The organism is Paraburkholderia sp. DHOC27 (assembly GCF_003429005.1).
Lineage (GTDB): Bacteria > Pseudomonadota > Gammaproteobacteria > Burkholderiales > Burkholderiaceae > Paraburkholderia.
On sequence record NZ_QVQV01000003.1, the window covers coordinates 263,254 to 288,701 of the forward strand.

Below are 25,448 nucleotides of genomic sequence, written 5' to 3' on the forward strand. Positions count from 1 at the left end.
CCCCGGATTCCCTCCCCGTTTCCTTGACGTAGCGCAATTTAGATTGCAATACTGAACATGACGGCAGGCATGCGCGACGCAATGTCACAGGCGCGAACTCCTTCACTGCCAGCCCCTATCTTAATATTCGTCATGTATTCGCCAGGCCGTGCATGCAGGCACGCGGCTTGATACCGGCCGGATAATCCGGCGTGAAGTCGTCCATCGACCGATCATGACCACAACGCTGCGTGACAGGAATACTCCGCGAGGCTCGCTACGCGCGTGGCTTGCCGGATGGGTACGCGGTCCGACATTTGGCAGAGATATCGCCATCGTCCTTGCCATCAAATTTGCACTGCTGATGGTCCTCAAGTACGCCTTCTTCAATCATCCCCAGGCGGACAACATGTCCATGCCGCCCGCAGTTGTCGCACAGGCACTGCTTTCCGTACCTGTCTCGCATTCGTCTCAAGGTGATCAACATGCCCGTTAGCGATGTCGTGGATCTCTCGCGCCTGCAATTTGCCATCACGGCGCTCTATCACTTCCTGTTCGTCCCACTGACGCTGGGTCTGTCGTGGCTGCTCGTCATCATGGAGTCGGTCTACGTGATGACCGGCAAGCAGATCTACAAGGACATGACGCAGTTCTGGGGCAAGCTCTTCGGCATCAACTTCGCGATGGGCGTGACGACCGGTCTCACGCTGGAGTTCCAGTTCGGCACCAACTGGTCGTACTACTCGCATTACGTGGGCGATATTTTCGGCGTGCCGCTCGCCGTCGAAGGGCTGATGGCGTTCTTTCTCGAATCGACGTTCGTCGGGCTGTTCTTCTTCGGCTGGAGTCGTCTCTCGCGCGTGCAACATCTGATCGTGACCTTCCTCGTTGCACTTGGCTCGAACCTGTCCGCGTTGTGGATTCTGGTGGCCAATGGCTGGATGAACAACCCGGTGGGCGCCGAGTTCAACTACGAAACCATGCGCATGGAACTGTCGAGCCTGTTCGCCGTGATCTTCAATCCGGTCGCGCAGGTGAAGTTCGTCCATACCGTCTCCGCCGGTTATGTGACGGCGTCGATGTTCGTGCTCGGCGTGTCGTCGTGGTATCTGCTGAAGCGGCGCGACACGGAGTTCGCTTTGCGTTCGTTCGCCATTGCTGCGGGCTTTGGTCTCGCATCGACGATCTGTGTGATCGTGCTGGGCGACGAGTCCGGCTATCGCACGGGCGAAGTTCAGCAGGTCAAGCTCGCCGCGATCGAATCCGAATGGGAAACCGCACCCGCCCCGGCGCCCTTCACGATCATTGGCATTCCCAATCAAAAGGAACAGCGCACGGACTATGCGATCCGCGTTCCCTACGCCCTTGGTCTCATAGCGACGCGTTCGCTCGACGAGCCCGTGACGGGGCTAAAGGACCTGATGGCGCGAAACGAAGTCCGCATCAAGAACGGCATGCTTGCCTACGCCGCGTTGCAACAGATCAAGCAGGGCAATGCGACGGACGAGATGAAGGCCGCCTTCGACGCGCACAAGGAGGACCTCGGCTACGGTCTGATGCTCAAGCGTTTCACGGCCAACGTGACTGACGCCACGCCACAGCAGATCGCGCTGGCCGCGCAGGCCACCATTCCGCCAGTGGCCCCGGTGTTTTTCTCGTTTCGCCTGATGGTGGGCTTGGGCCTGCTCTTCCTCGCGACTTTCGTGCTGGCGTTCTGGTTCTGCGCGCAGCGCACGTTGTTGCTGGAGAAGCGCCGCTGGTTCCTGCGCTGGGCCGTGTGGGCGATTCCGTTGCCGTGGCTCGCGGCGGAGTTTGGCTGGATCGTCGCCGAGGTGGGACGCCAGCCGTGGACCATTGCCGGCATCCTGCCCACCGCCCTGTCGGCGTCGAGCCTCACGAGGAGCGATCTGTATCTGAGCATTGGCGGCTTCGTGGTGTTTTACACGGCACTGTTCGTGATCGAAATCATGCTGATGTTCAAGTACGCTCGCCTGGGTCCATCTTCATTGCATACGGGCCGCTACCACCACGAAGAACAGACGGGCACGCCGCCGCTCACCACTCACCCGGCCGCGTGAGTTGCCGGCGCGTCGCATCAGGTGAATCAAGGGAAATAACATCATGGATTATGCAACCCTCAAACTGATCTGGTGGGTCTTGATCGGCGTGCTGCTGATCGGCTTTGCGCTCACCGACGGGTTCGACATGGGCGCGGCCATTCTGCTGCCCTTCATCGGCAAAGACGATGCGGAGCGCCGGGTGGTGATCAACACGATCGGTGCAACGTGGGAGGGCAATCAGGTCTGGCTCGTCACTGCCGGCGGTGCGATGTTCGCCGCGTGGCCGCTCGTGTACGCGGCATCGTTCTCGGGCTTTTACTTTGCGATGCTGCTGGTGCTGTTCGCGCTGTTCTTCCGTCCGGTTGGCTTCGACTATCGCGGCAAACGCGACAATCCGCGCTGGCGCAGCGCGTGGGATTGGGGCCTGTTTATAGGCGGTTTCGTGCCGGCACTGGTGTTCGGCGTCGCGTTCGGCAATCTGCTGCAAGGTGTGCCGTTCTCGTTCGATCCGGATTTGCGCGTCACCTATTACGGCGGCTTCTTCGGGCTCCTGAATCCGTTTGCGGTGCTGTGCGGACTGGTCAGCGTTTCGATGCTCGTCGCACACGGCGCGGCGTTCATCAAGATGAAAACGGACGGGGTGATCGCACGGCGCGCGTCGGTGGCACTGCGCGTTGCGTCGCTCGTCGCCGTGGTGTTGTTTCTGGCCGCTGGCGGATTGATTGCGACGATGATCGGCGGCTATCAGATCGTCGACGCTGCGCCACTCGACACCGTCGCCAATCCCCTGCTCAAGAGCGTGGTTGGCGCGCCCGGTTTGTGGCTCACCAACTACGCGACTTACCGGTGGATGATCGCCGCGCCGGTGCTTGGCGTGGCGGGCGGCGTGCTGGCCGTGGTGCTCGCGGGCTCGCGGTTCGAGAAAAGCGCGTTCATGGCCACTGGGTTGACGATCGTGGGCGTGATCCTGACAGCGGGCTTTTCGATGTTCCCGTTCATCATGCCGTCGTCGCTCGACGCACGCTCCAGCCTGACGGTGTGGGATTCGACTTCGAGCGAGATGACGCTGGAAATCATGCTCGGCGCGGTGATCGTGTTTCTGCCCATCGTGCTGCTTTATACGAGCTGGGTGTACCGCGTGATGCGCGGCAAGGTGACGGCCGCCGCGCTCAAGGAACACCACCATACGATGTATTAAGACGCCTCGCGGTTTTATCGCGGGTTTGAATGAAGCGTGATTCGCAGGAGTGGACGATGTGGTACTTCAGCTGGATTCTTGGGATTGGCGTGGCGCTGGCGTTTGGGATTATCAATGTGATGTGGCTCGAGTCGCAGGAGGAGGTGGAGGGGGCAAAGGCCAAGGCCACGGAGCATTGATACGGACCGGTTAGCGACAAACAAAAAAACGGCGCCCAAAGGCGCCGTTTTCATCACAACACGTCCTCTACCACGTCACGTCAGCATCACGCCGGTTGCGCAGCCGCGCCGCCTTTGGCGCCAGCCGCCGGCAACCGTGCCGACAGCGCCTGCGCGTAACGCTGCGCAGCCTCACCGACAACGATATGGAACGTGTCAGTCGAGACCCACGCCACATCGAGCGCCGCCAGACGTTGACGATCCACCGCTGTCGGATCGCTCACCACGATACGCAGACGCGTCGACGCCACTGCATCCAGCGAAACGATATTCGTCGCGCCACCAAACACCGCAAGCCAACGCACCGGATCCGGGTCGAGCGGGCCCGCCTGCGCGCCGCTTGCCGCTGCCGTCGAACTCACCGCAGCAGCCGGTACTGCAGCAGCCGCAGTCGCAGCCGCCACCGGCGCAGCAGCGCCGCCACCTTGCGCGATCGTCGCGCGGATTTCGTCAGCGATGATGTCCGCTTCCGGTCCTATGATCACCTGCACGCTCGTCGCACCGCGCTTCAACACGCCGCGTGCGCCAATCGTCTTCAACTCCGACTCCGACACCTTGCTCGGGTCCACCACCGACAGACGCAGACGCGTCGTGCAGGCATCCACGATGGACAGGTTCGCTGCGCCACCCAGCGCCGCGATATAGCGCACCGCGCGCGGCACGCCCGCTGCGGCACCTGGTGCCACGAAGCCACCCTTGTCGAACGACTCGACCTGCTCTTCAGCACCCGCCGGCTCACGACCCGGCGTGGCCATATTGAACTTGCGGATAAAGAAGCGGAACAGACCGTAGTACACCACGGCGTACACGACGCCGATCGGCAGCGCCCACCAGCCCTTGGTCGACAGGCCGTAGTTCAGCACATAGTCGATCGCGCCCGCCGAGAAGGTGAAGCCGAGGTGAATGCCCAGCGCCGAGCAGATGGCGAGCGAGAGTCCGGTCAGCACGGCGTGGATCGCATACAGCACCGGCGCGAGGAACATGAAGCTGAATTCGATCGGCTCGGTCACGCCCGTCAGGAACGAGGTCAGCGCCATCGAGAACAGCAGACCACCCACCATCGCACGGCGTTCCTTCGGTGCTTCATGGAACATCGCCAGACACGCGGCCGGCAGACCAAACATCATGACCGGGAAGAAGCCCGTCATGAACGTTCCGGCGGTCGGATCACCCGCGAAGAAGCGGTGCAGGTCGCCCGTCACCGCTGCGCCGCCCGGCGGCGTGAAGGTGCCGAACACGAACCATGTCAGCGAGTTCAGGATGTGATGCAGACCCGTGACCAGCAGCAGACGGTTCAGCACGCCGAACACGAATGCGCCAATCGCGCCCGCCGTGGTCAGCCAGTGGCCGGCCATGTCGATTGCCGCTTGCACCGGCGCCCACACGTAGCCAAGCACGATGCCGATCACCAGACAGGTCACCCCCGTGACAATCGGCACGAAGCGTTTCCCTCCGAAGAACGCGAGGTACTCGGGCAGCTTGATGTCCTTGTACTTGTTGTACAGCATGCCGGCCACGAGACCGGCGACGATCCCCGACAACACGCCCATGTTGAGCTTGTCGTTAATGTCCTTCATCACCGCGATTTCGACGAGGTAGCCAATGGCACCCGCCAGCGCCGCGACGCCGTTATTGTCCTTCGCGAAGCCGACTGCAATGCCGATCGCGAACAGCAGCGGCAGGTTGTCGAAAATCGCGCCGCCCGCATCGGCGATCATCTTGATGTTGAACACATCGGGTTGCCCGAGGCGCAGCAACAGGCCTGCGACCGGTAGTACCGCGATCGGCAGCATCAGTGCGCGGCCGAGGCGCTGCACCTTCAAAAACGGGTTGCCATCCATTGATACCTCCACTCCTTTGTCTCTTCGTGAGTCGTTGCTTTACGTGTGGTTATTGAGCGAAATCGTGCTGCCGACTGGATAGCGTTCAGTCGAGCGGCCAGGTTTCGCGGCTTGCTGCTCTTACCGCTTGAGCCGATTCGAGCGCCAGGGTGTCCTGAGCGCGTTGCCGGCACAACTGATAATCGAGATTGCGCACGCGCGCCTTGATGCCGGGCACGGAAACTGGATCGACCGACAATTCGGTGACCCCCAGGCCGACGAGCAGCGGCACGGCCAGCGGATCGCCCGCCAGCGCGCCACACACGCCCACCCATTTGCCATGCTTGTCGGCGCCCTGCACGGTGGCCGCGATGAGGCGCAGCACGGCCGGATGCAGGCCATCGGCTTGCGCGGCGAGATCGGCGTGCTGGCGGTCCATCGCAAGCGTGTATTGCGTCAGATCGTTGGTGCCGATCGAGAGGAAATCGGCGTGCTGCGCCAGTTGATCGGCCAGCAACGCAGCCGACGGCACTTCGATCATCACGCCCACTTCGATCCGCTCAGTGCGGCCGGCTTCCTGCGCGAAAGCGTCGATACGCCTGCGCAGGCTGATGAGCTCGGTGACGTCCGTCACCATCGGCAGCAGAATGCGCACGGCGCCCAACGGTTGCACGGCGAGCAGACCGCGCAACTGGTCGTCGAGCAGATCCGGACGCGCCTGGGCGAGACGGATGCCGCGCAGACCAAGCGCGGGGTTCGGCTCCGGCGGCAAGGTCAGGTAATCGACTTCCTTGTCCGCGCCCACATCCAGCGTGCGGATGATCGCGGTGCGGCCTTTCAGTGCCTCGACGATCGCCTGATAGCTTTGACGATGCTCGTCGATGCTCGGCGCAGCAGCGCGATGAATGAACAGCAATTCGGTGCGCAGCAGGCCCACGGCATCGGCGCCGTTGTCGGCTGCCGTCTTTGCGTCATCGAGCGTGGCGATATTGGCGGCCACTTCGATGGCGCGGCCATCCGATGTTTGCGCGGCTTGCTGCGAGGTCAGGCGGTTCGCCTCACGCACGCCGGCAAGGCGCGTGCGTTCGCTGCGCGCGCGTTCCACGTCGAGATCGGTCGGCGCATATTCGATTCGTCCGGCTGTGGCATCGACCACCACCTGCGTGCCTTCGGGAATCGTGTGCAGCGCGTCGCCCACGGCGACCAGCGCCGGGATACCGGCCTGGCGCGCCAGAATGGCGGCGTGCGAGGTGGCGCCGCCGCGTGCCATCAGGAGTGCGGTCACACGTGTGCGGTCCAGTGACGACAGATCGGACGGCGTGAATTCTTCTGCCGCCAGCACGGCTTCATCCGGCAGCGTGCGCGAAGCGGCATGCGAATAACCCAATGCACGCAACACGCGTTTTTCCAGATCGCGCAGATCGGCTGCGCGTTCGGCGAGCAATGCGTCGTTGATCTTGGTCAGCACGGCGATCTGCGCGCGGATCGCTTCGCGCCACGCAAACCCTGCGCTCTTACCCAGGCTGATCAGATCACGCGCGGCGTCGAGCAGCGTCGGATCTTCGAGCAGCACACGGTGTACCGCGAAGATGCCTGCCTCGCCGTGCGCGCCGCGTTGCGAGGCGTCGCGCACCGTCGTATTCAGTTCGGCATCGACGGTGGCCAGCGCCTTGTCGAGCAGACGGCTTTCCGCCGCCGAGGTGCCGCTCGCCGCTTCGGGCGGTTCGATGTCCGCGTCGTCCCAACGCACCAGCTTGCCCACCGCAATGCCGGGCGCGGCGCACACGCCGGCCAGCGTATTCGGCGCGAGCGTCACGCCGGCCGCTTGCGCCACGGGTTGCGGCGCGGGCGAGGTCTGACGTGCCGGCTTCTCTTCGACTTCGCCATGTGCTTCGCGCAGCAGTTCGCGTGCGACCGCTTCCACCGCTGCCGCCGCCTGCGCGCCGACACCGAGAATCTCGACCGTTGCGCCTTCACCCGCGCCGAGGCCAAGCAGGCCCACCACGCTTTCGATTGGCGCCTTGCGGCCTTCGTAACGGACTTCGACGCGTGCATCGAGACCGCGCGCAGCCTCACGGGCACGTGCCGCCGGCCGTGCGTGCAGGCCGCCCGCATGCGCGAGCGTCACGGTTTGACGGGCTTCATCCGTCACATTGGTGGCCTGACGCGCTGCTGCCGCTGCGGCGCCGTCGCGCGGGCGCAGCACCAGCAACTGCGTTTCGCCAATCTTGAGGGTGCCACCTGCGGCGCGATCGACGATCTCGAACGCATCCGAGTTGGCAATCGCGATCACCGACACGAGGCTCGGCGCATGGCAGGCCACCAGATCCTGATCGAACTCGATCAGCAGATCGCCCGCTTTCACGTGTGCGCCCTGTTCGATCATCGGCGCAAAGCCGCGGCCATTCAGTTCGACCGTGTCGATACCGATGTGCAGCAGAATCTCCGCACCTTCCGCCGTCGCGATGGTCAGCGCGTGACCGGTGCGGGCCAGATGAGTGACCACGCCGTCGCACGGCGCGACGAGCTGACCCAGCAGCGGGTCGACACCCACGCCGTCGCCGAACATGCCGCCCGAAAACACAGGGTCGGGCACATTGGCGAGCGGCACGACCGGGCCGGTCATGGGGGCGAGCAAAACAATCTGGCCTTGGGAAGGGCTCATCAAGCGGGACTCCTCGACACGTCGCATCTGCTGTCTCAATCAGTGAGTTTCTGTGACTTTGTTCAGATGGCGCGGCGCGTCCGGATTGCGTCCGCGTGCGGCGGCGAGACCGGCAGCCATCACGTAGAAAGAAAGAATGGCGGCAATCGGATCGAGCGCCGCGTGGCCCGTCGCCACGAGCGGCAAGCTGGCTTCCGGCACGTCGTTCGGTGCGGCGAGCAGCACGCGGGCGCCGCGCGCCTGCATGTCGCGCGCGAGCTGGATCAGGCCGGCCTGCTCGGGGCCGTGCGGCGCGAACACGAGCAGCGGGTAGTCGCGGTCGATCAGTTCCATCGGACCATGACGCACTTCCGCGCTCGAGAACGCCTCGGCCTGGATTCCGGAGGTTTCCTTCAGCTTGAGCGCGGCTTCCTGCGCGATGGCAAGACCGAGGCCGCGGCCGATCACAATCATTCGTTCAACGCCGCGCAGTTCGTCCACCGCCTTCGACCAGTCAAGCGCGCCGGCTTTTCGCAGCGCGTCGGGCAGCCCGGCGAGCGCGCCGAGCAACGCGCTGTCACCCTGCCAGTGCGCGACCAGTTGCGCGGAAATGGACAGCATCGCGATGTAGCTCTTGGTGGCCGCGACGCTCAACTCGGGGCCCGCCGCCAGCGGCAGATGCCATTCGCACGCATCGGCAAGCGGCGACTGCGGTGCATTCACCGCCGCCACCGTCAGCGCGCCAGCGTCGCGCAGCGCGATCATGGTGCCCACCAGATCCGGGCTCTTGCCCGATTGCGAGAACGCCAGCGCGAGCTGGTCACGTACCTTGAGCGGGGCTTGCTGGAGCGTCGCCACGGACATCGGCAGCGAGGCGACCGGCACGCCGATGCGGCTCATCGTGAGACTCGCAAAGTAACTGGCGGCGTGGTCGGAACTACCGCGCGCGACCGTCAACGCCACATGGCGCGGCTGCTCGGCGAGCTTCTGGGCGAGCGCCTGAACGTGCGACGTATCGGCGAGTTGCGCGGCGACCACATCAGCGGACGCCAGCGCTTCGTTAAGCATATTCGACAATTGATTCTCCTTCGACGTAAGTCGCGGTCAACGCCAGTTCACGATCGAACACGACGATATCGGCCCACGCACCGCGCGCAATGCGACCGCGGTCTTCGATGCCGAGATAGTCGGCTGCGTAGCGCGACAGACGATTGGAAACATCGGCCATCGGCAGGCCGAGCGAGACGAGATTGCGCAGCGCCTGATCCATCGTCAGGGTGCTGCCGGCGAGCGTGCCGTCGGCCAGACGGACGCCGCCCAGACACTTGGTGACGTGCTGGCTGCCGAGGCGATATTCGCCGTCCGGCATGCCGGTCGCGGAGGTGCTGTCCGTCACCACATACAGGCGCGGAATCGCGCGCATGGCGGCGCGGATCGCGCCCGGATGCACGTGCAGCAGGTCGGGGATGATCTCGGCGAATTCAGCGTGCGCGAGCGCCGCGCCCACCATGCCGGGATTGCGGTGATGCAGCGGCGACATCGCATTGAACAGGTGCGTGAAGCCGCAGGCGCCGTGCTTGAGTGCGGCGACGGCGTCGTCGTAGGTGCCGAGCGAGTGGCCCAGTTGCACCCGCACGCCACGTGCCGCGATCTCCGAGATGATGTCCATGTGGCCGGAGATTTCCGGCGCGATGGTGACCACGCGGATCGGCGCAATGGAAAGGTATTTCAGCACTTCGTCGAGCACGGCGGAGACCGCCGCGTCGGGCTGCGCGCCGAGCTTGCCGGGGTTGATGTACGGCCCTTCGAGATGCACGCCCAGCACGCGCGCGCCACCGGGTGTACGGACGCGGGCCACGTCGCCGAGATTCGCCACCACGTTCATCAACTCTTCGCGCGGCGCGGTCATGGTCGTGGCGAGCAGACTCGTGGTGCCGAACCGTGCGTGCGTACGCGTGATGGTTTCGATGGCATTGCCGGCTTCCATGACGTCCGAGCCGCCGCCACCATGGACGTGCAGGTCGATGAAGCCGGGCAGGATGAACGGAGCGTCGTTGGTCGCCGGGTCGGCGCGGTCGCCCGTGAGGTCGGTGATGCGGCCGTTTTCGTATTCGAGCGTGCCGTGAATCCACCCATCGGTGGTGAGTATGTTTCCGGTCAGCATGTGTCTCTCTGATAATACGTAGTGCGATACGTAACTGGATGGCGCGGTTCAGTGCGATGCGTAAGGCGCGCCGCTACTGGCGCAGTTCAGCGACAAAGTCGTAGTAATCGTCCCGGCAGTAGGTGTCCGTCAATTCAATGGCGCGCTGATCGGCGCTATAGCCGATGCGCGTGATCACCAGCAGCGCCGAGCGCGGCTCGATACCCATCAGCTCGGCGATTTCGCTGCTCGCGTTGACCGCCCGGAAGTGCTGCAACGCGCGTACCACGGCCATGCCGCGCTGCTCCAGATAGGCATACAGCGACACGCCGATCGAAGCCGGGTCCGGCACGATGGCCGCCGGCAGCGCCGAATGCTCGACCGCCATGACGATGCCGTCCGCGCGGCGCAGCCGCCGCAGACTCGTCACCGCCGCGCCCGGCGACAGCCCCAGATGCACCAGCTCGTCGCGATTGGCCGCGCGAATGCCGCGCTCCAGCCAGACCGAGTCCGGACGAAAACCGCGTTGCTGCATCTTCTTGGTGAAGCCCGTGAGGCGCGAGAGCGGATCTTCCACGCGCGGCGTGATGAAGCTGCCCGCGCCACGCGCGCGGCGAATCAGACCTTGCTCGACCAGCAGTTCGATGGCCTTGCGCGCGGTGATGCGCGACACGCCGATTGCGTCCGAAAGCGTGCGCTCCGAAGGCAGCGCTTCGCCTGCCGACCAGACGCCGCAGTGAATGGCGGTGGCCAGATTGCGCGCGAGTTGCAGATACAGCGGCGTGACGTTACGGGCGTCAGGCATCAGGGCAGACCAGCGTGTTTCCATGGCTCAAATGGGTCGAAAGGAAGAACACGGGGTATCGAAATGAGAGCCCATTATATAACCAACATAATACCAGTCAAAGGATTGGTTCCATGCTGGGCTATTGGCTGGCAAGTCCTTGATGGATAAGGGATTGAAGGCAGATCGCAGGGTTTCTCGAGCGGCTTCGAGGGCTCGGGATTTACCCCTAGTCGGCCCAAAACCAGTACCGAAAGCAGACCACTGGTTCGCTAGCGCACGGATGTGGCCCCAACGTTTCAATACCTTTGCAATGCCAGTTCAAGAAGCGTAGGCTTTCCACGAATCGGCAATTTTTTCTATAGGATGCTCGCACTATCGTCTGATCAATGAACCCATAATCTTCCGGGGGCCGTAAGTTGACCGATTCCACAGCGCTGCGGCGCGCTGAGGCTGTTCGCCACTTCAACCGCTTCTATACCCAACACGTCGGTGCGATGCACGAGCGTCTGCAGAAGAGCCCGTTCTCGCTGACCGAGGTCCGTGTGCTGCACGAGCTCACGCGCGGGCGCGCGCAAACCGCCGCTGCACTCGCCCGCAATCTCGGGCTGGACAGCGGGTATCTGAGCCGTCTGCTGACGAGTTTCGAGCGTCGCGCACTGATCACCCGGCGCCCCTCCGAGAGCGACGCGCGCCAATCGCTGATTGCACTCACCGACCAGGGTCACGCGGCATATGAGCCGCTCGACGCCGCTGCCATCGAGGAAGTGCTGGCCGTGCTGGAGCGCCTGCAAGCCAGTTCGCAGGATCAGTTGATTGGGGCGATGAAGCTGGTGGAGCGGTTGCTGGGCGACCGCTCGCAACGCGGCACTGTCACGCTGCGGGCGCCGCGTCCTGGCGAATATGGCTGGCTGGTGCATCGTCAGGCGGCGATCTTTGCGGACGAACACAACTGGGATCAGGCATTCGAAGGATTGCTGGCGCGCGTGATCGCGGACTTCACGCAGCACCACGATCCGCTGCGCGAGACCTGCTGGGTCGCGGAGCAGGACGGCATGATCGTGGGGTCCGCGCTGGTCATGAGCGTGTCGACCACGATTGCGCGGATCAGGCTGCTGTACATCGAGCCCGACATGCGGCGCATGGGCATCGGCACGCAGCTCGTCGAGGAATGCGTGCGCTTCGCCCAACGCGCGGGCTACACGAAACTCACGCTGTCAATTGCGACGGCGCTCGAGGCGTCCCGTCAACTGTGCGAGCGCACGGGCTTTGTCTATGCCGGCGGTGCCCCCGAAATACGCTTTGGACACGACCTGACGATCGAACGCTGGGAGCGGGATCTCTAGCCTGGGGTTGTGCAGAGCGCCGCGATAAAAAAAGCGCCGTGGTGTTCGCCACGGCGCTTTTCATTTGTAGACTGGATTCGGTCAGCCCGGCTAACCGTCTCGGGTTAGAACGAAGGCACCACCGCACCCTTGAACTGCGTCTTGATGAACTGGCGCACTTCGTCCGACTGATACGAAGCCACCAGCTTCTTCACCCACGGCTTGTCCTTGTCCTGGGTGCGGACCGCGATCACATTCGCGTACGGGCTGTGAATGTCCTCGAGCGCAATCGCATCCTTCTCCGGCTGCAAACCGCCCGCGAGCGCGTAATTGGTGTTGATTGCGGCGGCGTCGACGTCTGACAGCGAGCGCGGCAACTGCGCGGCATCCAGTTCGACCAGCTTCACTTTCTTCGGATTCTCGGCAACGTCGAGCGGCGTTGCGCTGTTGCCGTTCGTGCCGGCCCCCGCCTTCAGCTTGATCACGCCCTGCGCCTGCAACAGCAGCAGCGCGCGATTCTCGTTGGACGGGTCATTCGGCACGGCGACCTTCGCCCCTTGCGGCAGATCCTTCAACGACTTGAGTTTCTTCGAGTAGATGCCGAGCGGCGAAATATACGTGAGACCCACGCTCACGATCTTGTAGCCGCGCTGCTTCACCTGGCTGTCCAGATACGGTTGATGCTGGAAGCTGTTGGCGTCGAGGTCGCCCGCGTCGAGCGCGGCATTGGGCTGCACATAGTCGTTGAATTCGACGATCTTCACGTTCAGGCCGTTACGCTGCGCCACTTTCTGGACGACGCCCCAGATCTGCGCGTCCGGGCCGCTGATCGTGCCGAGCTTGATGACCTTGTCGTCGGCGTGTGCGCTGAAGCTGGCCGAGAGAACCGCGCTGGCGGCAACTGCTGAGAGGACTTTGAGGATGTTTCTGCGCTGCATGTGATTCTCGCTTTTTCTGATCGATGTCAGATTCGGGTGAAACGTCGACGGCGCATTACGCGCCGTCAACTGGACCGAAAATGGTCTCACACGCTCCGCGAGAAGGGAAATATTACGATCTCATATGGGTATACCCGGCTCGCGCGTCCTCATGCGCGCGTCTCCTCATACGCGCCGATCCGGAACGCGTTGACCGTCTGGCGCAACCGCGCGGCCTGATCCTGCAGCGAGCCGGCCGCGGCGGCAGCCTGCTCGACGAGCGCCGCATTCTGCTGAGTCACTTCGTCCATTTGCGTGACTGCGCGTCCCACTTGTGCGATGCCCGTGCTCTGCTCTTCGGACGCGGCGGCAATTTCACCCATGATGTCCGTCACGCGCTGCACGGCCTGCACGATCTCGCCCATCGTGGCGCCCGCCTGTTCCACCAGCGTCGAACCGTTGTGGACCCGCTCCACTGATGCGCCGATCAATTGCTTGATCTCCTTGGCCGCTGTGGCCGAGCGTTGCGCCAGGCTGCGCACTTCGCCTGCGACCACCGCGAAGCCTCGCCCCTGCTCGCCGGCCCGCGCGGCTTCGACCGCGGCATTCAGCGCAAGGATGTTGGTCTGAAAGGCAATGCCTTCGATCACGCCGATGATGTCGCCGATCTGCCGCGAACTCTCGTTGATCTCGCCCATCGTGCCGATCACACGGCTGACCACGTCGTTGCCTTTGATGGCGATATCCGATGCGGTGTGCGCGAGGCCGCTGGCCTGGCGGGCGTTGTCCGCGTTCTGCTTCACCGTCGCGGTGAGCTGCTCCATGCTCGCGGCAGTCTCCTGCAACGACGCCGCCTGCTGCTCGGTGCGCTGCGACAGATCGCCGTTACCTGCGGCGATCTGCTGCGTCGCCTCGGCCATCGATTCGGACGACTGGCGAATCTCGCCCAGCGTGCGTTGCAAGCGATGCTGCATCTCACGCATTGCCGCCATCATGCTGGACGAATCGCCGGCGCGGACGTCGACGACGCGCGTCAGGTCGCCGCGCGCGATGCTGGTCGCAAGCTCGGCCGCATGTTCGGGCTCGCCGCCGAGACTCGCGCGCACGTTACGGATGATCGCGAGCATCATCAGCGAAACCAGCACGCCGATCACGACGACGACGAGCAGGTGACCCAGTAGCGTCTCGTCATAGCTCGTGTCGATGTCCTTCACGAACACGCCGCTCACGATGTTCCAGTCCCACGGTGCGAAGCGGGCCACGTAGCTGATCTTCGGCACGGCGGTTTCGGTGTGTGGCAGGCGTCCGAGGTATTGCGCGAAACCGTGGCCGCTGTCTTTGGCGGCATCGACGAGTGAAGCGTACAGCAGCTTACCGTCAGGATCCTTGAAGTCGCCCACCGGCTTGCCGACCATCTGCGGCAAGGTCGGGTGCATCAGCACGACCGGCTTCGAATCCATCACGAACAGATAGCCGGACTCACCGTAGCGCATGGTGGACAGGCGGGCGAGCGCTTCACGCTGGGCATCGGCCTCGCTCATCTTGCCGGCTTGCGACAGCGCGTAATAACCGTTGACGACGCCTTGCGCGGCGTCGACGAGATTCACCATGCCGGCCTTGCGCTCGGCCAGCATCGTGCCGCGGGTCTGCACCGCGCTCCACAGCCCGACACCCAGCAACCCGAGCCACACCAGCGCGAGCGCCATCCATAGCTTGCGATTCAAACTCATCCTGCTCATTGTGTTGGTCTCTTTCGTGTGGTTTTTCCTGCTGCTCTCGGCGCGCACGACTGCCGCGCAAACGATTGCTTTTGCTTTAACGGCAGAGGCTGGGTGGAACTTGAGGCGGGGTCAGACGCGGTGGTCTGGAGAGGGGCGCGGGGCGTGAGGCGTAGGCGCGCGTGGAAGGGCGGCGCTTGCCCTCGAGATGACTGACAACGTGTTACGCGCCGTCACATACAACCCGGCGCGTCGCCTTGCAGTTAGTTGAGCAACAGCTTGATGTCGTGCACCCACGGTGCGGCGCCCTGGCCATCGCGTGCGAACAGCCGCAGCTTGCCATCGGGATCGAACACATAGCTGGCTGCCGTGTGGTCCATCGTGTAGCTGTCGGGCGTCTTGCCCGGCACCTTCGCGTAGTAGACGCGGAAGTCCTTCGTCACCTTGGTCAGCTGCGCCTGATCCGCAGGGCGCAAGCCGACAAACGACGGGTTGAAGGCGGGCACGTATTGCCCCAGCAAGGCTGCCGTGTCGCGCTCGGGATCGACGGTGACGAACAGTACCTGAACGCGTTGCGCGTCCGCCGGACCGAGTTGCTGAAGCGCCTGCGAAAGTTCGGCCATCGTCGTGGGACACACGTCCGGACAATGCGTGTAGCCGAAGAACAGCACCACGACTTTGCCTTTGTAGTCCGCCAGCGTGCGAACCTTGCCGCTGGTATCGGGCAGCGCGAAGTCAGTGCCGAACTGCGTGTTACCGGTGATGTCGAGATTCTGGAACGAGGGCGCCGGCTTGCCACAGCCCGCAGCGAGAAGCGTGGCGCCCAGCGCGCAAGCCATCAAGGCGACGCGCGCGGCGCGCACTAGCCGATTCGTGAGCATGGTGTTACGCGCCGATCAGGACACGTGCATAGTGATCGACCAACAGCGCGGCGAACAGCAGCGACAGATAAATGATCGAGTAACGGAAAGTCCTGCGCGCCAGCGCGTCGGAATACTCGCGGTAGATCTTCCAGGCGTAAGCAAGGAAAACGGCACCGAGCAGCACGGCCGCCACCAGATACACGATGCCGCTCATGCCGGAGATGAAAGGCATCAGCGTGACCGCGAACAGGATTACGGTGTACAGGAAGATGTGCAGCCGCGTGTATTGCTCGCCGTGCGTGTTGGGCAGCATCGGCAAGCCGGCGTTTTCGTAGTCTTTGCGGCGATACAGCGCAAGCGCCCAGAAATGCGGCGGCGTCCACACGAAAATGATGAGCACGAGAATCCATGCATCACCCGGTACGTGGCCGGTGACGGCAGCCCAGCCGAGCGCCGGCGGCATCGCGCCAGAAGCGCCGCCAATCACGATGTTTTGTGGCGTGGCGGGCTTGAGCAGCAGCGTATAGATCACCGCATAACCAACGAACGTGGCCAGCGTGAGCCACATGGTGAGCGGATTGGCGAACGTGGCCAGGGTCCACATGCCGAGGCCGCCGAGTACCGCGGAGAACGACAGGATCTGCGCCGTGGTGATCTCACCACGTGCCGACGGACGCCACGAGGTGCGCCGCATCTTAGCGTCGATTTTCTGTTCAACGAGGCAATTGATGGCAAACGCCGCGCCGGCCAGCAACCAGATGCCGATGGTGCCGCCAATCAGAACGGTCCACGGCACCATGCCGGGCGTGGAGAGAAACATACCGATGACCGCGCAGAACACAGCAAGCTGCGTGACGCGCGGCTTGGTAAGCGCGATGTATTGGGAGATCCGGCTGCCCGGGGTCTGGGAAAGAGTTGTGCTGTCCATGAGGGTCACGCTGGCGCGGCCCCGCTCGCAGGCAACGCGGCGCGGCCGGGACGGCTATAAGCGATTCGAAAGTTTAGCATAACGAGCAGGAGCAGCAGGATCGCGGCGCCACCGTTATGGGCGACTGCAATGGGCAACGGCCATTGCAGGACGATGTTCGACAGCCCGGTGATGAACTGGATCAGCACCACCAGCAGCACGCCATCGGCGGGACGGCGCAGCGATTCGAAGCGACGCACTTTCAAGGCGAACCACAGCAGATAAGCCACCACGAAGATCGCGAACGTGCGATGGGTCCAGTGGATCGCGACCAGCGCATCCTGCGTGATCATCTCACCGTCGCCGGTCATGCCGAGTGCGCGCCACAGGTGAAAGCCCTGCGCGAAGTTCATGGCGGGAATCCATTGACCGTTGCAGGTTGGGAAATCCGTGCAGGCCAGCACAGCGTAGTTGGTGCTCACCCAGCCGCCCAGCGCGATCTGCACGATCAGCAGCGCCAGCCCTGCGAGCGCCGCCACCCGCCAGCGCGCGGCCTCGGGTTCGTAAGCGGGAATCGGCGTCTGACGCGCTGCCAGCCAGCCCAGGCCGCCCAGCAACGCGAGCCCCAACAACAGATGCGTCGTGACGATTACCGGCTGCAACTTCATGGTCACGGTCCATGCGCCGAAAGCGCCTTGCACAAGGATTAGCAGCAACAGCGAGGTCGGCCACCACGGCGAAACATGCAAGGGCCGCCGCTTCACGCGCGCCACCCACGCAATCACCGTCTGCGCGACGATCAACACGCCAATGGCCATCGCGAAGTAGCGATGGATCATTTCGATCCACGCCTTGGTCATGCTGACCGGCCCGGTGGGCATGGCCTGATGCGCAGCGGCGATGGCGGCATGCGCGATGAACGGCGACGACGTGCCATAACAGCCCGGCCAGTCCGGACAGCCTAGGCCCGAGTCGGTCAGGCGCGTGAAGCCGCCGAACATCACGAGGTCCAGCGTCATGAACGTCGTCACCCAGACGAGCTTGCGGAATTTACTGTCGTCGGCCCGCACCCATACGTAGGACAGCGGCAACAACGCGATACACAAGCCAATCAGGCCCAGTTCCAGTACAAACATCTCTCTAACCTTCCAGCGATAGCGCAGTGCTCGACGGTGTGAATAGTGGCAGGCGCGGCGCCGCCGGTCCAATGCCGGATGTCACCCGCCCTGCGTTAAAACGCCGCATCAGCCGATGCTCGACCATTTCAGCAACTTCGTGATGTCGCCTTTGATCTTGCTCGGGTTCGGATCTTTGGGGAAACGCATCATCAGATTGCCGTTCGGATCGACCACGAAGATGTGGTCCGTGAGCGTCGTGCCCGCGTCGACAGGGAGCCACGCGGCGAGCGCGGCCGGATCAGCGATCAGCTTTTGCGTATCCGGATAGGCCTTTTCGATCACATCCGCCACTTTTGACTCATCCGTGCGCAGCCAGACCTCGACGACGCGGTCCCGCTCCGGACCCTGCGTGGCGCGCACCTGGCGCATGAAGTACAGCTTGGTGACGCAGGCCTTGTCACAGGCGCTACTGTCTACGGAGACCAGCAGCCACTTGCCACGCAGCGCCGTCAGTTTGATGGGCTTGCCGTCGTCACCGGTCACGACCAGCGCGTCGGGAATCGGCCGCTGCGGCTCGACGAGCGTGCCGTAGCTAGTCGTGCCGCCGGTCGGCTTGACCACGAAGTACGCGAAGTACGCGCCGATAGCCGGCGCCGCGCAGATTGCAGCGATGAGCAGCAGCATCCAGCGCCCGCGTTGCCACGAGCCCTTGCCTTGCGGCTGGCCAGGCATGGCGGCGGCGCCGGTGGATTTGCCGGTTTGCGGCGAACGGGGAGATTGCGTCGACACTACTGAACCTCTATCAATGATGGCGCGGCACGCAGCCTTCAGGCCGGGCTTGGCGCGTTCGGGGCATGGCACGCGAGCAGTTAGTTGGGCACCACTCACTGGACACCACTCATGCCACGCGTGTTTCAGATCACCTAGGCACCCTGCGCATGCTCTTTCTTCGCTGCGCGGCGTGCGGCGTACAGTCCAAAGCCCACCGCTGCGACGGCCATGCCCCACCACTGGAACATGTAGCCGTAGTTGCGGTCGACGTCGGTATTCGGCGCTGGCCAGTCACGCACGAGTTTGTCGCCGTCGTCGCTGGTCTGCTGGATCACGAACGGCTGCAGCGGCAAACCGGTTTCCGTAGCGTACGCAGCCACGTCCAGGTTCTGGCGAATCGACTGATGCGCGGCGGAACCGCCCTCGCCCAACTCGAACGCACGTGTGGCGTCGGCCCGGGCAATGCCTTCGATCTCGATCTGACCCGAGGGCGTGGCATACGGTTCGATCAGCGTGCGCTCGTTGACGTTGCGTGGCAGCCAGCCGCGATTGACCAGCACGTAGCCGCCGCTGGCCAGTTTAAAGGGCATCACCACATAAAAGCCGGCTTGATCGTTATACGGACGATTGTCGAGATACACGACCTTGTCCGGCACGAACTCGCCGACGGCACGCACGCGATGAAACTCGATGTCGTTCAGCGCGATGGGCGCGCTGCCGATCGACTGCGCAGGCGCACTCTCGAACTGCGTGATGTGCGCTTCCAGCGCTTCCTTCTGATGCGCGCGGTCACGCTGCCAGAAGCCGAGCCGCACCGTCACCACGACGACGATCAGGATCAGCAGAGCAGGCCACAAACGGACTTTCATCGCGGCTGACTCGACGTCGCACGGCGGCCGACGCACGGTGCGATAATAGCCTTATCGCCTTCGCGCCCCTGATTTTTAGCTGATTTCATGCACATTCTCGTTCCCATCGCCTTTGCCCTGATCATCGCCAGCATGGCCTCGGCGTTGTACTTCATGCTGCACGACCGAGGTACGACGAAACGCATGGTCTGGTCGTTGGCCACCCGTGTGGGTCTGTCGATCTCGCTGTTCCTGTTCATCCTGTTCGCACACTGGATGGGCTGGATCCAGTCGACAGGTATTCCTTACGGCCGCTAATCGACGACGGGCCTGGCTACCTTGCCTGGCGTGCCCTGCCCCGGTTACGCGAGCGTTTGCGTCGCGCTGCGCGTCACCTTCTGAGCACGTCTAAAAGCGCCACCGCAAGCGCACTCTTTAACCGCCTTGCGCACTGCCCACCAAACAAAACGCCGCCCTGACAGGGTCGAGGGCGGCGCTGCGTAAGGTCTACATCGAATTCTGCATCGCGTTTTCCGTGCTACGTGCGGGCTTCGCGGTCTGCAGCGAAGCCGGCACTGCGAAGGCCCGCGGCGCACACCGTACGGCTGCGCCCAGGCCGCACCGCATTACAGCCAGTACACCACGACATACAGCCCCAGCCACACCACGTCCACAAAGTGCCAATACCAGGCGGCGCCTTCAAACGCGAAGTGGTGGTCTGCGGTGAAGTGACCGCGAATCACCCGGATCAACACCACCGTCAACATCGTGCCACCCAGGAACACGTGGAAGCCGTGGAAACCGGTGAGCAGGAAGAAGGTCGAGCCATACACGCCGGAGTCCAGCGTCAGGTTCAGCTCGTTGTACGCGTGGTAATACTCGAAGCCTTGCAGGAACAGGAAGCACAGCCCCAGCAGGATGGTCGCACCCAGCCAGATGATCGTCTTGTTGCGGTGATTCTCACGCAGCGCATGGTGAGCCACCGTCAGTGTCGCGCCCGACGACAGCAGCAGCGCCGTGTTGATGGTCGGCACCGGCCACGGTTGCATGGACTTGAAGTGCGAGACCAGCGTAGCGGGACCGTCGTTCGGCCAGACCGCCGTGAAATCCGGCCAGATCAGCTTGTAGTCGAGGCTGCCCAGCTGATGCAGCGCAATTTCGCGGGCGTAGAACAGCGCGCCGAAGAAAGCGCCGAAGAACATGACTTCCGAGAAGATGAACCAGCTCATGCTCCAGCGGTACGACTTGTCGACGTTCTTGCCGTACATGCCGCCTTCGGACTCGGAAATCGCGTCGCCGAACCAGTGCCACAGCGTGAACAGCAGCCAGAGCAGACCGATGAGCACGGTGATGGGCGCCCAGCTCTCACCGTTGATCCACGCCGCCACCGAAGACAGCATGACCAGCAGCCCGATGGCCGCGCTGATCGGATGCCGCGACGGATGCGGTACGAAATAGTACGGGCTCTCGTTTTGACCGCTCATTCTTGATTCTCCACTTCAGTCCAGTTGTCCGCTTGGTCCGGTTCTAGTCCGGCTGTCTCTCTGACGGCGCGCCGACTCCGCACCGCTTTATTCTTACCGCTTCATTCGTCACTCGTGCTCACCGCCTCATCCCATCCCGAGACAGCGCCCGGCAGAGGACCGCTGGTGCAATCCGTCAATCTCACTTCACCACAGCGCGTACGACGAGCAGCAGAATGGCCGCAAAAATGGCCGCGCCGATCAACGCTGCCGCAATCACGTGCAACGGGTTGAGCTGGGTGGCATCCGCCTCCAGATCCCTTCCCTTGCGCACGCCGAAGAACGCCCAGAACACGGCTTTCATCGACTGGCCGAAGCTGCTCTTCCTGACGCCAGGACCGCCTGCACTACCGCCGTTGTCACTCATCACGTCCTTCCTTCGCCTGTCGCGCGTGTCATCAGCAGCGGTGTCCCGGCCCCGTGGCTCAACCAGCCGTCAGCCGGGGTTGGCGATCATCGCCACGGCTGCAACCGCCGGCGCCGCCGTCCCGCTCGTCACCGGCGCGGGCGTATTCAATTCGAAGAACGTGTACGACAGCGTGATGGTCTTCACGTCCTTCGGCAACTTCGGGTCCACGACAAACACCACCGGCAACAGTTTTCGTTCGTTCGCAGCCAGGGTCTGCTGCGAAAAGCAAAAGCACTGGATCTTCTTGAAGTACTCGGTGGCCTCTCGCGGGGCGTAGCTCGGAATGGCCTGCGCGTGAACCGGGCGCGCCTGTTCGTTGCTCACCGTGTACAGCACCGTCGTCACTTCGCCGGGATGCACGTCCATACTGCGCTGCTCCGGCTTGAATCCCAACGGACCGCGCGCGTTCGCGTCGAATTCGATCGAAATCGTGCGGCTCATGTCGACCTGCGTGTTCTTCGCCTCCGCCGCCGACACGTCACGCTGCACCAGGTTATTGATGCCGCTAATCTGGCAGATCGCCCGGTACATCGGCACCAGCGCAAACCCGAAGCCGAACATGAGGCACGCCACCACGACGAGCTTGATCAGCATCGACCGGTTGAACGAGCGATCGGCCTCGGCCTGCGGTTGCATCGACATCGAACTTCCTCAACAAGCCATCAATCCAGTTCAGACAACCGGATCAGTCAAACAGAGGCTCAGGAGAAGAAGCTCTGTTTGACGAAGATCCCTACGAAAAACGCCGCCGCAATGACCAGCAGGACGAGACCGAGCCGCAGATTGCCCGCCCGGATCTGTTCGGGCGTACATTGTTTGGGTGAATTCGGCGCCATGCTGCTACGACCGTTCATTCGACTGTCGGCGGGTGTTCGAACGTGTGGAACGGAGCCGGGCTCGGCACAGTCCATTCGAGGCCCGTTGCGCCATCCCACGGCTTGTCGCCCGCCTTTTCAAGCTCGCCACCGCCACGGTAGGCCGGCAGTGCCACTGCAAACAGGAAGTACACCTGTGCCAGACCAAAGCCGAACGCGCCGATCGTGATGACCTGATTCCAGTCCGTGAACTGCGCCGGATAGTCTGCGTAACGACGCGGCATGCCAGCGAGGCCCACGAAGTGCATCGGCAGGAAGGCGAGGTTGAAGAAGATCATCGAGGCCCAGAAGTGGATCTTGCCGCGCGTCTCGTTGTACATCCAGCCGGTCCACTTCGGCGACCAGTAGTACCAGCCCGAGAACAGCCCAAACAGCGACCCGGCCACCAGCACGTAGTGGAAGTGCGCCACCACGAAGTAAGTGCCGTGATACTGGATGTCGAGCGGCGCCATCGCGAGCATCAGGCCCGTCAGACCACCGAACGTGAACACGAACAGGAAGCCCACCGCGAACAGCATCGGCGTTTCGAAGGTGAGCGAACCGCGCCACATCGTGGCCACCCAGTTGAACACCTTCACGCCAGTCGGCACGGCGATCAGCATGGTGGCGTACATGAAGAACAGCTGGCCCGTCACCGGCATGCCGGTAGCGAACATGTGGTGCGCCCACACCATGAACGAGAGGATCGCGATCGACGACGTTGCGTACACCATCGAGCTATAGCCGAACAGCGGCTTGCGCGAGAACGCCGGGATCACCTGCGAAACGATCCCGAACGCCGGCAAGATCATGATGTACACCTCGGGGTGCCCGAAGAACCAGAAGATGTGCTGGTACATCACCGGGTCGCCGCCGCCCGCTGCGTTGAAGAACGACGTGCCGAAGTGGCGGTCGAACAGCACCATCGTAATCGCACCGGCCAGAACCGGCATCACGGCGATCAGCAGGTAGGCGGTGATGAGCCACGTCCAGACGAACATGGGCATCTTCATCAGCGTCAAACCAGGCGCGCGCATGTTGAGGATGGTCACAACGATGTTGATGCCACCCATGATCGACGAAGCACCCATCAAGTGGACCGCGAAAATCGCGAAGTCCATGCCCGGGCCCATCTGCGTGGAGAGCGGCGCGTACAGCGTCCAGCCCGCGGCGGTGGCGCCGCCCGGTGCGAAGAACGAACCGACCAGCAGGACCGCGGCAACCGGCAGCAGCCAGAAGCTGAAGTTGTTCATGCGCGCGAAGGCCATGTCCGATGCACCGATCTGCAGCGGCACCATCCAGTTCGCGAAGCCCACAAAGGCCGGCATGATCGCGCCGAACACCATGATCAGGCCGTGCATCGTGGTCAACTGGTTGAAGAACTCGGGGCGCATGATCTGCAGACCCGGTTCGAACAGTTCAGCACGGATCATCAACGCCATCACGCCCCCGGAGAGGAACATGGTGAACGAGAAGATCAGGTACAGCGTACCGATATCCTTGTGATTGGTGGCGTACAGCCAGCGACGCCAGCCATGCGGCGTGCCATGGGCATGGGGGTCGCCGTGTACGTGCTCGTGGCCCGCAACTACATCGTGTCCAACGCTAGACATGACAATCTCCTAATGCGAATACTGCGGTGCTGACCATGAACACGTCAGGCTGCCGGGCTAATCTGCACACGGCGCGCTTCCTTGGCATCGCTGCCGCCGGTGACCGTTTCCGGCTTCTTTAAAATAATATGGTCTTCGGCAATGCCGGCTGCCTTGAGCGCGTCGCGCACGGCTTCAGCGCGGCTCTTGGCGAGCTTGGCGTTGACGTCGGCGGAACCGGTTGCGTCGGTAAAGCCTGACAGCGTGAACTTCGCGTCGGGGTGTGCCTTCGCGTAATCCGCGGCGGCGTCGACGGCGGCTTTCGCGTCGTCCGGCAGCGTGCTCTTGCCGGTTTCGAAGTAGACGTTGGCCGGCAGCGCTGCAGCCTGCGGTTGCGACGCCATGCTGTCCGAGGCAGCCGGGGCCGCGCTCGACGCTGCCTCGCCACCGCTCGACGCTGCCGCAGCGCCGCTTGCCGCAGCGGCACCGGCTGCGTCAGCCGTGTGATCGCCGCCTTCCGGCAGCTTGCCGTTGCGTGCATCGGCAACCTGGCGCGGTTGCAGGATGTCGCCCGTGTGGTTGCCCCACGAGTTACGTTCGTACGTGATCACCGACGCGATTTCAACGTCCGACAGCGTGGGCGCCCACGACGGCATCGCATTCTTGCCCTTCAGCACGAGGCTCACGTGCTGGGCGATCGGACCGTTGGCGATCTTGCTGCCGTCCAGTGCGGGGAACGCGCCAGCGCCCTTGCCGGTAGGCTGGTGACAGACCGCACAGTTCGACGTATAGACCTTGCCGCCGCGTTCCATCAATTCGGCCATCGTGTAGGTCTTGTTCGGGTCGTCCGCGCCGGCGGCCATTTTCTTCTTCTCGTCGTCCACCCACTTGGCGTAGTCGTCAGCGGACAGCACTTCCACCACGACCGGCATGAACGCGTGTTCCTTGCCGCACAGCTCCGTACAGAAGCCGCGGAAGGTGCCGACCTTGTCAGCCTTGAACCACGTGTCGCGCACGAAGCCCGGAATCGCATCCTGCTTCACGCCGAAGGCCGGCACGTACCAGGAGTGGACCACGTCGTTCGCGGTGGTGATGATGCGGATTTTCTTGTCGACCGGCACCACGAGCGGGTGATCGACTTCCTGCAGATAGGTTGCGGTGATGGGCGCCTGGCCGTCGGTCTCGGCGCGCGGCGTGCTCAGCGTGGAGAAGAAGCTGATGCCTTCGCCCGGGCCCTTCACGTAGTCATAGCCCCACTTCCACTGATAACCGGTGACCTTGATGGTGACGTCCGCGTTGGACGTGTCCTTCATGGCGACGACGGTCTTGGTGGCCGGCAGCGCCATCAGCACGACGATGATGAACGGCACGATCGTCCAGATGATTTCGACCGTGGTGCTTTCGTGGAAATGGGAAGCCTTGTGTCCTTTCGACTTGCGGTGCGCGAAGACCGAATAGAACATCACGCCAAACACGCCCACGAAGATCACCGTACAGAGGATCAGCATGAACGTGTGGAGATGGTAGAGCTCCTCAGCGATTGCGGAGGCAGGTGGCTGGAGATTGATCTCGTTGACGGCAGGGCCGCCCGGACTGTCACCCACTGCCAGCGCCGCGCCTGCAAAGAGCAGCCCGCTCAGCGCCAGCCCACCCATGAGGGCTCGCTTGATTGTTTTCATAGCTTCCTTACCGAAAATTTCCATTCAAACCCTCGACCCCGCTGGAAGGCTGTCTCGCGCTCCCCCTGGAACGGCGCG

At 63.2% G+C, this 25,448-nt stretch carries 24 protein-coding genes; 6 read left to right on the forward strand and 18 right to left on the reverse strand.

All coding sequences use genetic code 11. The features are described 5' to 3' along the window. The first annotated feature begins 214 nt into the window (after positions 1 to 214). Genes cydP through cydX form a run of 4 tightly spaced genes read left to right on the forward strand, consistent with a single transcriptional unit; the run spans position 215 to position 3,416 of the window. Positions 215 to 475: a cytochrome oxidase putative small subunit CydP gene (gene cydP, locus D0B32_RS13155; protein WP_117334422.1), complete on the forward strand. Its 261-nt coding sequence runs from the start codon at positions 215 to 217 to the stop codon at positions 473 to 475. Next, the gene (locus tag D0B32_RS13160; RefSeq protein ID WP_117334839.1) at positions 465 to 2,057 is read left to right on the forward strand and encodes a cytochrome ubiquinol oxidase subunit I; all 1,593 of its coding nucleotides are present in this window, start codon (positions 465 to 467) and stop codon (positions 2,055 to 2,057) included. The genes cydP and D0B32_RS13160 overlap by 11 nt, the downstream gene beginning before the upstream one ends. A gap of 43 nt (positions 2,058 to 2,100) precedes the next feature. After that, positions 2,101 to 3,237, forward strand: a complete 1,137-nt coding sequence (gene cydB, locus D0B32_RS13165; protein WP_117334423.1) for a cytochrome d ubiquinol oxidase subunit II — start codon at positions 2,101 to 2,103, stop codon at positions 3,235 to 3,237. A 56-nt stretch (positions 3,238 to 3,293) separates the two neighbouring features. After that, complete coding sequence (cydX, locus tag D0B32_RS13170; RefSeq protein WP_117334840.1) at positions 3,294 to 3,416, forward strand: cytochrome bd-I oxidase subunit CydX; 123 nt, start codon at positions 3,294 to 3,296, stop codon at positions 3,414 to 3,416. Between the two features lie 86 nt (positions 3,417 to 3,502). On the opposite strand, the gene nagE is transcribed toward cydX, so the two are convergent. The 5 genes from nagE to D0B32_RS13195 form a co-directional block, all read right to left on the reverse strand. Continuing rightward, positions 3,503 to 5,296, reverse strand: a complete 1,794-nt coding sequence (gene nagE, locus D0B32_RS13175; RefSeq protein WP_117334424.1) for an N-acetylglucosamine-specific PTS transporter subunit IIBC — start codon at positions 5,294 to 5,296, stop codon at positions 3,503 to 3,505. 85 nt (positions 5,297 to 5,381) lie between these two features. Continuing rightward, positions 5,382 to 7,967 (reverse strand): phosphoenolpyruvate--protein phosphotransferase, encoded by a 2,586-nt coding sequence (gene ptsP / locus D0B32_RS13180; protein ID WP_117334425.1) that lies wholly within the window; start codon positions 7,965 to 7,967, stop codon positions 5,382 to 5,384. Positions 7,968 to 7,979: 12 nt separating this feature from the next. Beyond that, positions 7,980 to 8,987, reverse strand: coding sequence for an SIS domain-containing protein (locus D0B32_RS13185; RefSeq protein ID WP_117334426.1), 1,008 nt, complete (start codon positions 8,985 to 8,987; stop codon positions 7,980 to 7,982). Further along, a complete protein-coding gene (gene nagA / locus D0B32_RS13190; protein WP_117334427.1) occupies positions 8,980 to 10,083 on the reverse strand; it encodes an N-acetylglucosamine-6-phosphate deacetylase in 1,104 nt (367 codons plus the stop codon). Before nagA ends, D0B32_RS13185 begins: the two co-directional genes overlap by 8 nt. A 73-nt stretch (positions 10,084 to 10,156) precedes the next feature. After that, positions 10,157 to 10,891, reverse strand: coding sequence for a GntR family transcriptional regulator (locus tag D0B32_RS13195; protein ID WP_117334428.1), 735 nt, complete (start codon positions 10,889 to 10,891; stop codon positions 10,157 to 10,159). 374 nt (positions 10,892 to 11,265) lie between these two features. Here D0B32_RS13195 and D0B32_RS13200 point away from each other — a divergent pair, with 374 nt between their 5' ends. After that, entirely contained in the window at positions 11,266 to 12,192 is a 927-nt protein-coding gene (locus D0B32_RS13200; protein ID WP_117334429.1) for a bifunctional helix-turn-helix transcriptional regulator/GNAT family N-acetyltransferase, read from the forward strand. Positions 12,193 to 12,296: 104 nt separating this feature from the next. On the opposite strand, the gene D0B32_RS13205 is transcribed toward D0B32_RS13200, so the two are convergent. The 7 genes from D0B32_RS13205 to D0B32_RS13235 all read right to left on the reverse strand — a co-directional run bounded on the left by D0B32_RS13205 (position 12,297) and on the right by D0B32_RS13235 (position 19,334). Beyond that, positions 12,297 to 13,109 (reverse strand): MetQ/NlpA family ABC transporter substrate-binding protein, encoded by an 813-nt coding sequence (locus D0B32_RS13205; protein ID WP_117334430.1) that lies wholly within the window; start codon positions 13,107 to 13,109, stop codon positions 12,297 to 12,299. A 149-nt stretch (positions 13,110 to 13,258) separates the two neighbouring features. After that, entirely contained in the window at positions 13,259 to 14,827 is a 1,569-nt protein-coding gene (locus tag D0B32_RS13210) for a methyl-accepting chemotaxis protein (RefSeq protein ID WP_117334431.1), read from the reverse strand. Between the two features lie 242 nt (positions 14,828 to 15,069). Beyond that, positions 15,070 to 15,687, reverse strand: a complete 618-nt coding sequence (locus tag D0B32_RS13215; RefSeq protein WP_117334432.1) for an SCO family protein — start codon at positions 15,685 to 15,687, stop codon at positions 15,070 to 15,072. A 4-nt stretch (positions 15,688 to 15,691) separates the two neighbouring features. After that, a complete protein-coding gene (cyoE, locus tag D0B32_RS13220; RefSeq protein ID WP_117334433.1) occupies positions 15,692 to 16,597 on the reverse strand; it encodes a heme o synthase in 906 nt (301 codons plus the stop codon). 5 nt (positions 16,598 to 16,602) lie between these two features. Continuing rightward, complete coding sequence (locus D0B32_RS13225; protein ID WP_117334434.1) at positions 16,603 to 17,712, reverse strand: heme A synthase; 1,110 nt, start codon at positions 17,710 to 17,712, stop codon at positions 16,603 to 16,605. A gap of 108 nt (positions 17,713 to 17,820) precedes the next feature. Further along, positions 17,821 to 18,483, reverse strand: coding sequence for a cytochrome C oxidase subunit I (locus D0B32_RS13230; RefSeq protein WP_117334435.1), 663 nt, complete (start codon positions 18,481 to 18,483; stop codon positions 17,821 to 17,823). A gap of 134 nt (positions 18,484 to 18,617) precedes the next feature. Continuing rightward, complete coding sequence (locus tag D0B32_RS13235) at positions 18,618 to 19,334, reverse strand: SURF1 family protein (protein ID WP_117334436.1); 717 nt, start codon at positions 19,332 to 19,334, stop codon at positions 18,618 to 18,620. A gap of 87 nt (positions 19,335 to 19,421) precedes the next feature. Here D0B32_RS13235 and D0B32_RS13240 point away from each other — a divergent pair, with 87 nt between their 5' ends. Continuing rightward, positions 19,422 to 19,631 carry a twin transmembrane helix small protein gene (locus D0B32_RS13240; protein WP_117334437.1) on the forward strand — a complete coding sequence of 70 codons (210 nt, stop codon included), beginning with the start codon at positions 19,422 to 19,424 and terminating at the stop codon, positions 19,629 to 19,631. 308 nt (positions 19,632 to 19,939) lie between these two features. Here D0B32_RS13240 and D0B32_RS13245 read toward each other — a convergent pair whose 3' ends face one another. From D0B32_RS13245 to coxB, 6 genes are all read right to left on the reverse strand, one after another. Further along, positions 19,940 to 20,797, reverse strand: a complete 858-nt coding sequence (locus D0B32_RS13245; RefSeq protein ID WP_117334438.1) for a cytochrome c oxidase subunit 3 — start codon at positions 20,795 to 20,797, stop codon at positions 19,940 to 19,942. 181 nt (positions 20,798 to 20,978) lie between these two features. Beyond that, a complete protein-coding gene (locus D0B32_RS13250) occupies positions 20,979 to 21,203 on the reverse strand; it encodes a DUF2970 domain-containing protein (RefSeq protein ID WP_117334439.1) in 225 nt (74 codons plus the stop codon). Positions 21,204 to 21,272: 69 nt separating this feature from the next. Next, positions 21,273 to 21,887 carry a cytochrome c oxidase assembly protein gene (locus D0B32_RS13255; RefSeq protein ID WP_117334440.1) on the reverse strand — a complete coding sequence of 205 codons (615 nt, stop codon included), beginning with the start codon at positions 21,885 to 21,887 and terminating at the stop codon, positions 21,273 to 21,275. Positions 21,888 to 21,946: 59 nt separating this feature from the next. Next, on the reverse strand, positions 21,947 to 22,081 hold the full coding sequence (locus D0B32_RS32535; RefSeq protein ID WP_220444937.1) for a cytochrome oxidase small assembly protein: 135 nt from the start codon (positions 22,079 to 22,081) through the stop codon (positions 21,947 to 21,949). Between the two features lie 14 nt (positions 22,082 to 22,095). After that, positions 22,096 to 23,712, reverse strand: a complete 1,617-nt coding sequence (gene ctaD / locus D0B32_RS13260) for a cytochrome c oxidase subunit I (protein ID WP_117334441.1) — start codon at positions 23,710 to 23,712, stop codon at positions 22,096 to 22,098. Positions 23,713 to 23,756: 44 nt separating this feature from the next. Next, on the reverse strand, positions 23,757 to 25,394 hold the full coding sequence (coxB, locus tag D0B32_RS13265; protein WP_117334442.1) for a cytochrome c oxidase subunit II: 1,638 nt from the start codon (positions 25,392 to 25,394) through the stop codon (positions 23,757 to 23,759). Positions 25,395 to 25,448 lie beyond the last annotated feature (54 nt).

Coding starts and splice junctions, on each gene's coding strand:
- cydP (WP_117334422.1), top strand. CDS start 215: ATGACCACAACGCTGCGTGACAGGAATACTCCGCGAGGCTCGCTACGC.
- D0B32_RS13160 (WP_117334839.1), top strand. CDS start 465: ATGCCCGTTAGCGATGTCGTGGATCTCTCGCGCCTGCAATTTGCCATC.
- cydB (WP_117334423.1), top strand. CDS start 2,101: ATGGATTATGCAACCCTCAAACTGATCTGGTGGGTCTTGATCGGCGTG.
- cydX (WP_117334840.1), top strand. CDS start 3,294: ATGTGGTACTTCAGCTGGATTCTTGGGATTGGCGTGGCGCTGGCGTTT.
- nagE (WP_117334424.1), bottom strand. CDS start 5,296: ATGGATGGCAACCCGTTTTTGAAGGTGCAGCGCCTCGGCCGCGCACTG.
- ptsP (WP_117334425.1), bottom strand. CDS start 7,967: ATGCGACGTGTCGAGGAGTCCCGCTTGATGAGCCCTTCCCAAGGCCAG.
- D0B32_RS13185 (WP_117334426.1), bottom strand. CDS start 8,987: ATGCTTAACGAAGCGCTGGCGTCCGCTGATGTGGTCGCCGCGCAACTC.
- nagA (WP_117334427.1), bottom strand. CDS start 10,083: ATGCTGACCGGAAACATACTCACCACCGATGGGTGGATTCACGGCACG.
- D0B32_RS13195 (WP_117334428.1), bottom strand. CDS start 10,891: ATGGAAACACGCTGGTCTGCCCTGATGCCTGACGCCCGTAACGTCACG.
- D0B32_RS13205 (WP_117334430.1), bottom strand. CDS start 13,109: ATGCAGCGCAGAAACATCCTCAAAGTCCTCTCAGCAGTTGCCGCCAGC.
- D0B32_RS13210 (WP_117334431.1), bottom strand. CDS start 14,827: ATGAGCAGGATGAGTTTGAATCGCAAGCTATGGATGGCGCTCGCGCTG.
- D0B32_RS13215 (WP_117334432.1), bottom strand. CDS start 15,687: ATGCTCACGAATCGGCTAGTGCGCGCCGCGCGCGTCGCCTTGATGGCT.
- cyoE (WP_117334433.1), bottom strand. CDS start 16,597: ATGGACAGCACAACTCTTTCCCAGACCCCGGGCAGCCGGATCTCCCAA.
- D0B32_RS13225 (WP_117334434.1), bottom strand. CDS start 17,712: ATGTTTGTACTGGAACTGGGCCTGATTGGCTTGTGTATCGCGTTGTTG.
- D0B32_RS13235 (WP_117334436.1), bottom strand. CDS start 19,334: ATGAAAGTCCGTTTGTGGCCTGCTCTGCTGATCCTGATCGTCGTCGTG.
- D0B32_RS13240 (WP_117334437.1), top strand. CDS start 19,422: ATGCACATTCTCGTTCCCATCGCCTTTGCCCTGATCATCGCCAGCATG.
- D0B32_RS13245 (WP_117334438.1), bottom strand. CDS start 20,797: ATGAGCGGTCAAAACGAGAGCCCGTACTATTTCGTACCGCATCCGTCG.
- D0B32_RS13250 (WP_117334439.1), bottom strand. CDS start 21,203: ATGAGTGACAACGGCGGTAGTGCAGGCGGTCCTGGCGTCAGGAAGAGC.
- D0B32_RS13255 (WP_117334440.1), bottom strand. CDS start 21,887: ATGTCGATGCAACCGCAGGCCGAGGCCGATCGCTCGTTCAACCGGTCG.
- D0B32_RS32535 (WP_220444937.1), bottom strand. CDS start 22,081: ATGGCGCCGAATTCACCCAAACAATGTACGCCCGAACAGATCCGGGCG.
- ctaD (WP_117334441.1), bottom strand. CDS start 23,712: ATGTCTAGCGTTGGACACGATGTAGTTGCGGGCCACGAGCACGTACAC.
- coxB (WP_117334442.1), bottom strand. CDS start 25,394: ATGGAAATTTTCGGTAAGGAAGCTATGAAAACAATCAAGCGAGCCCTC.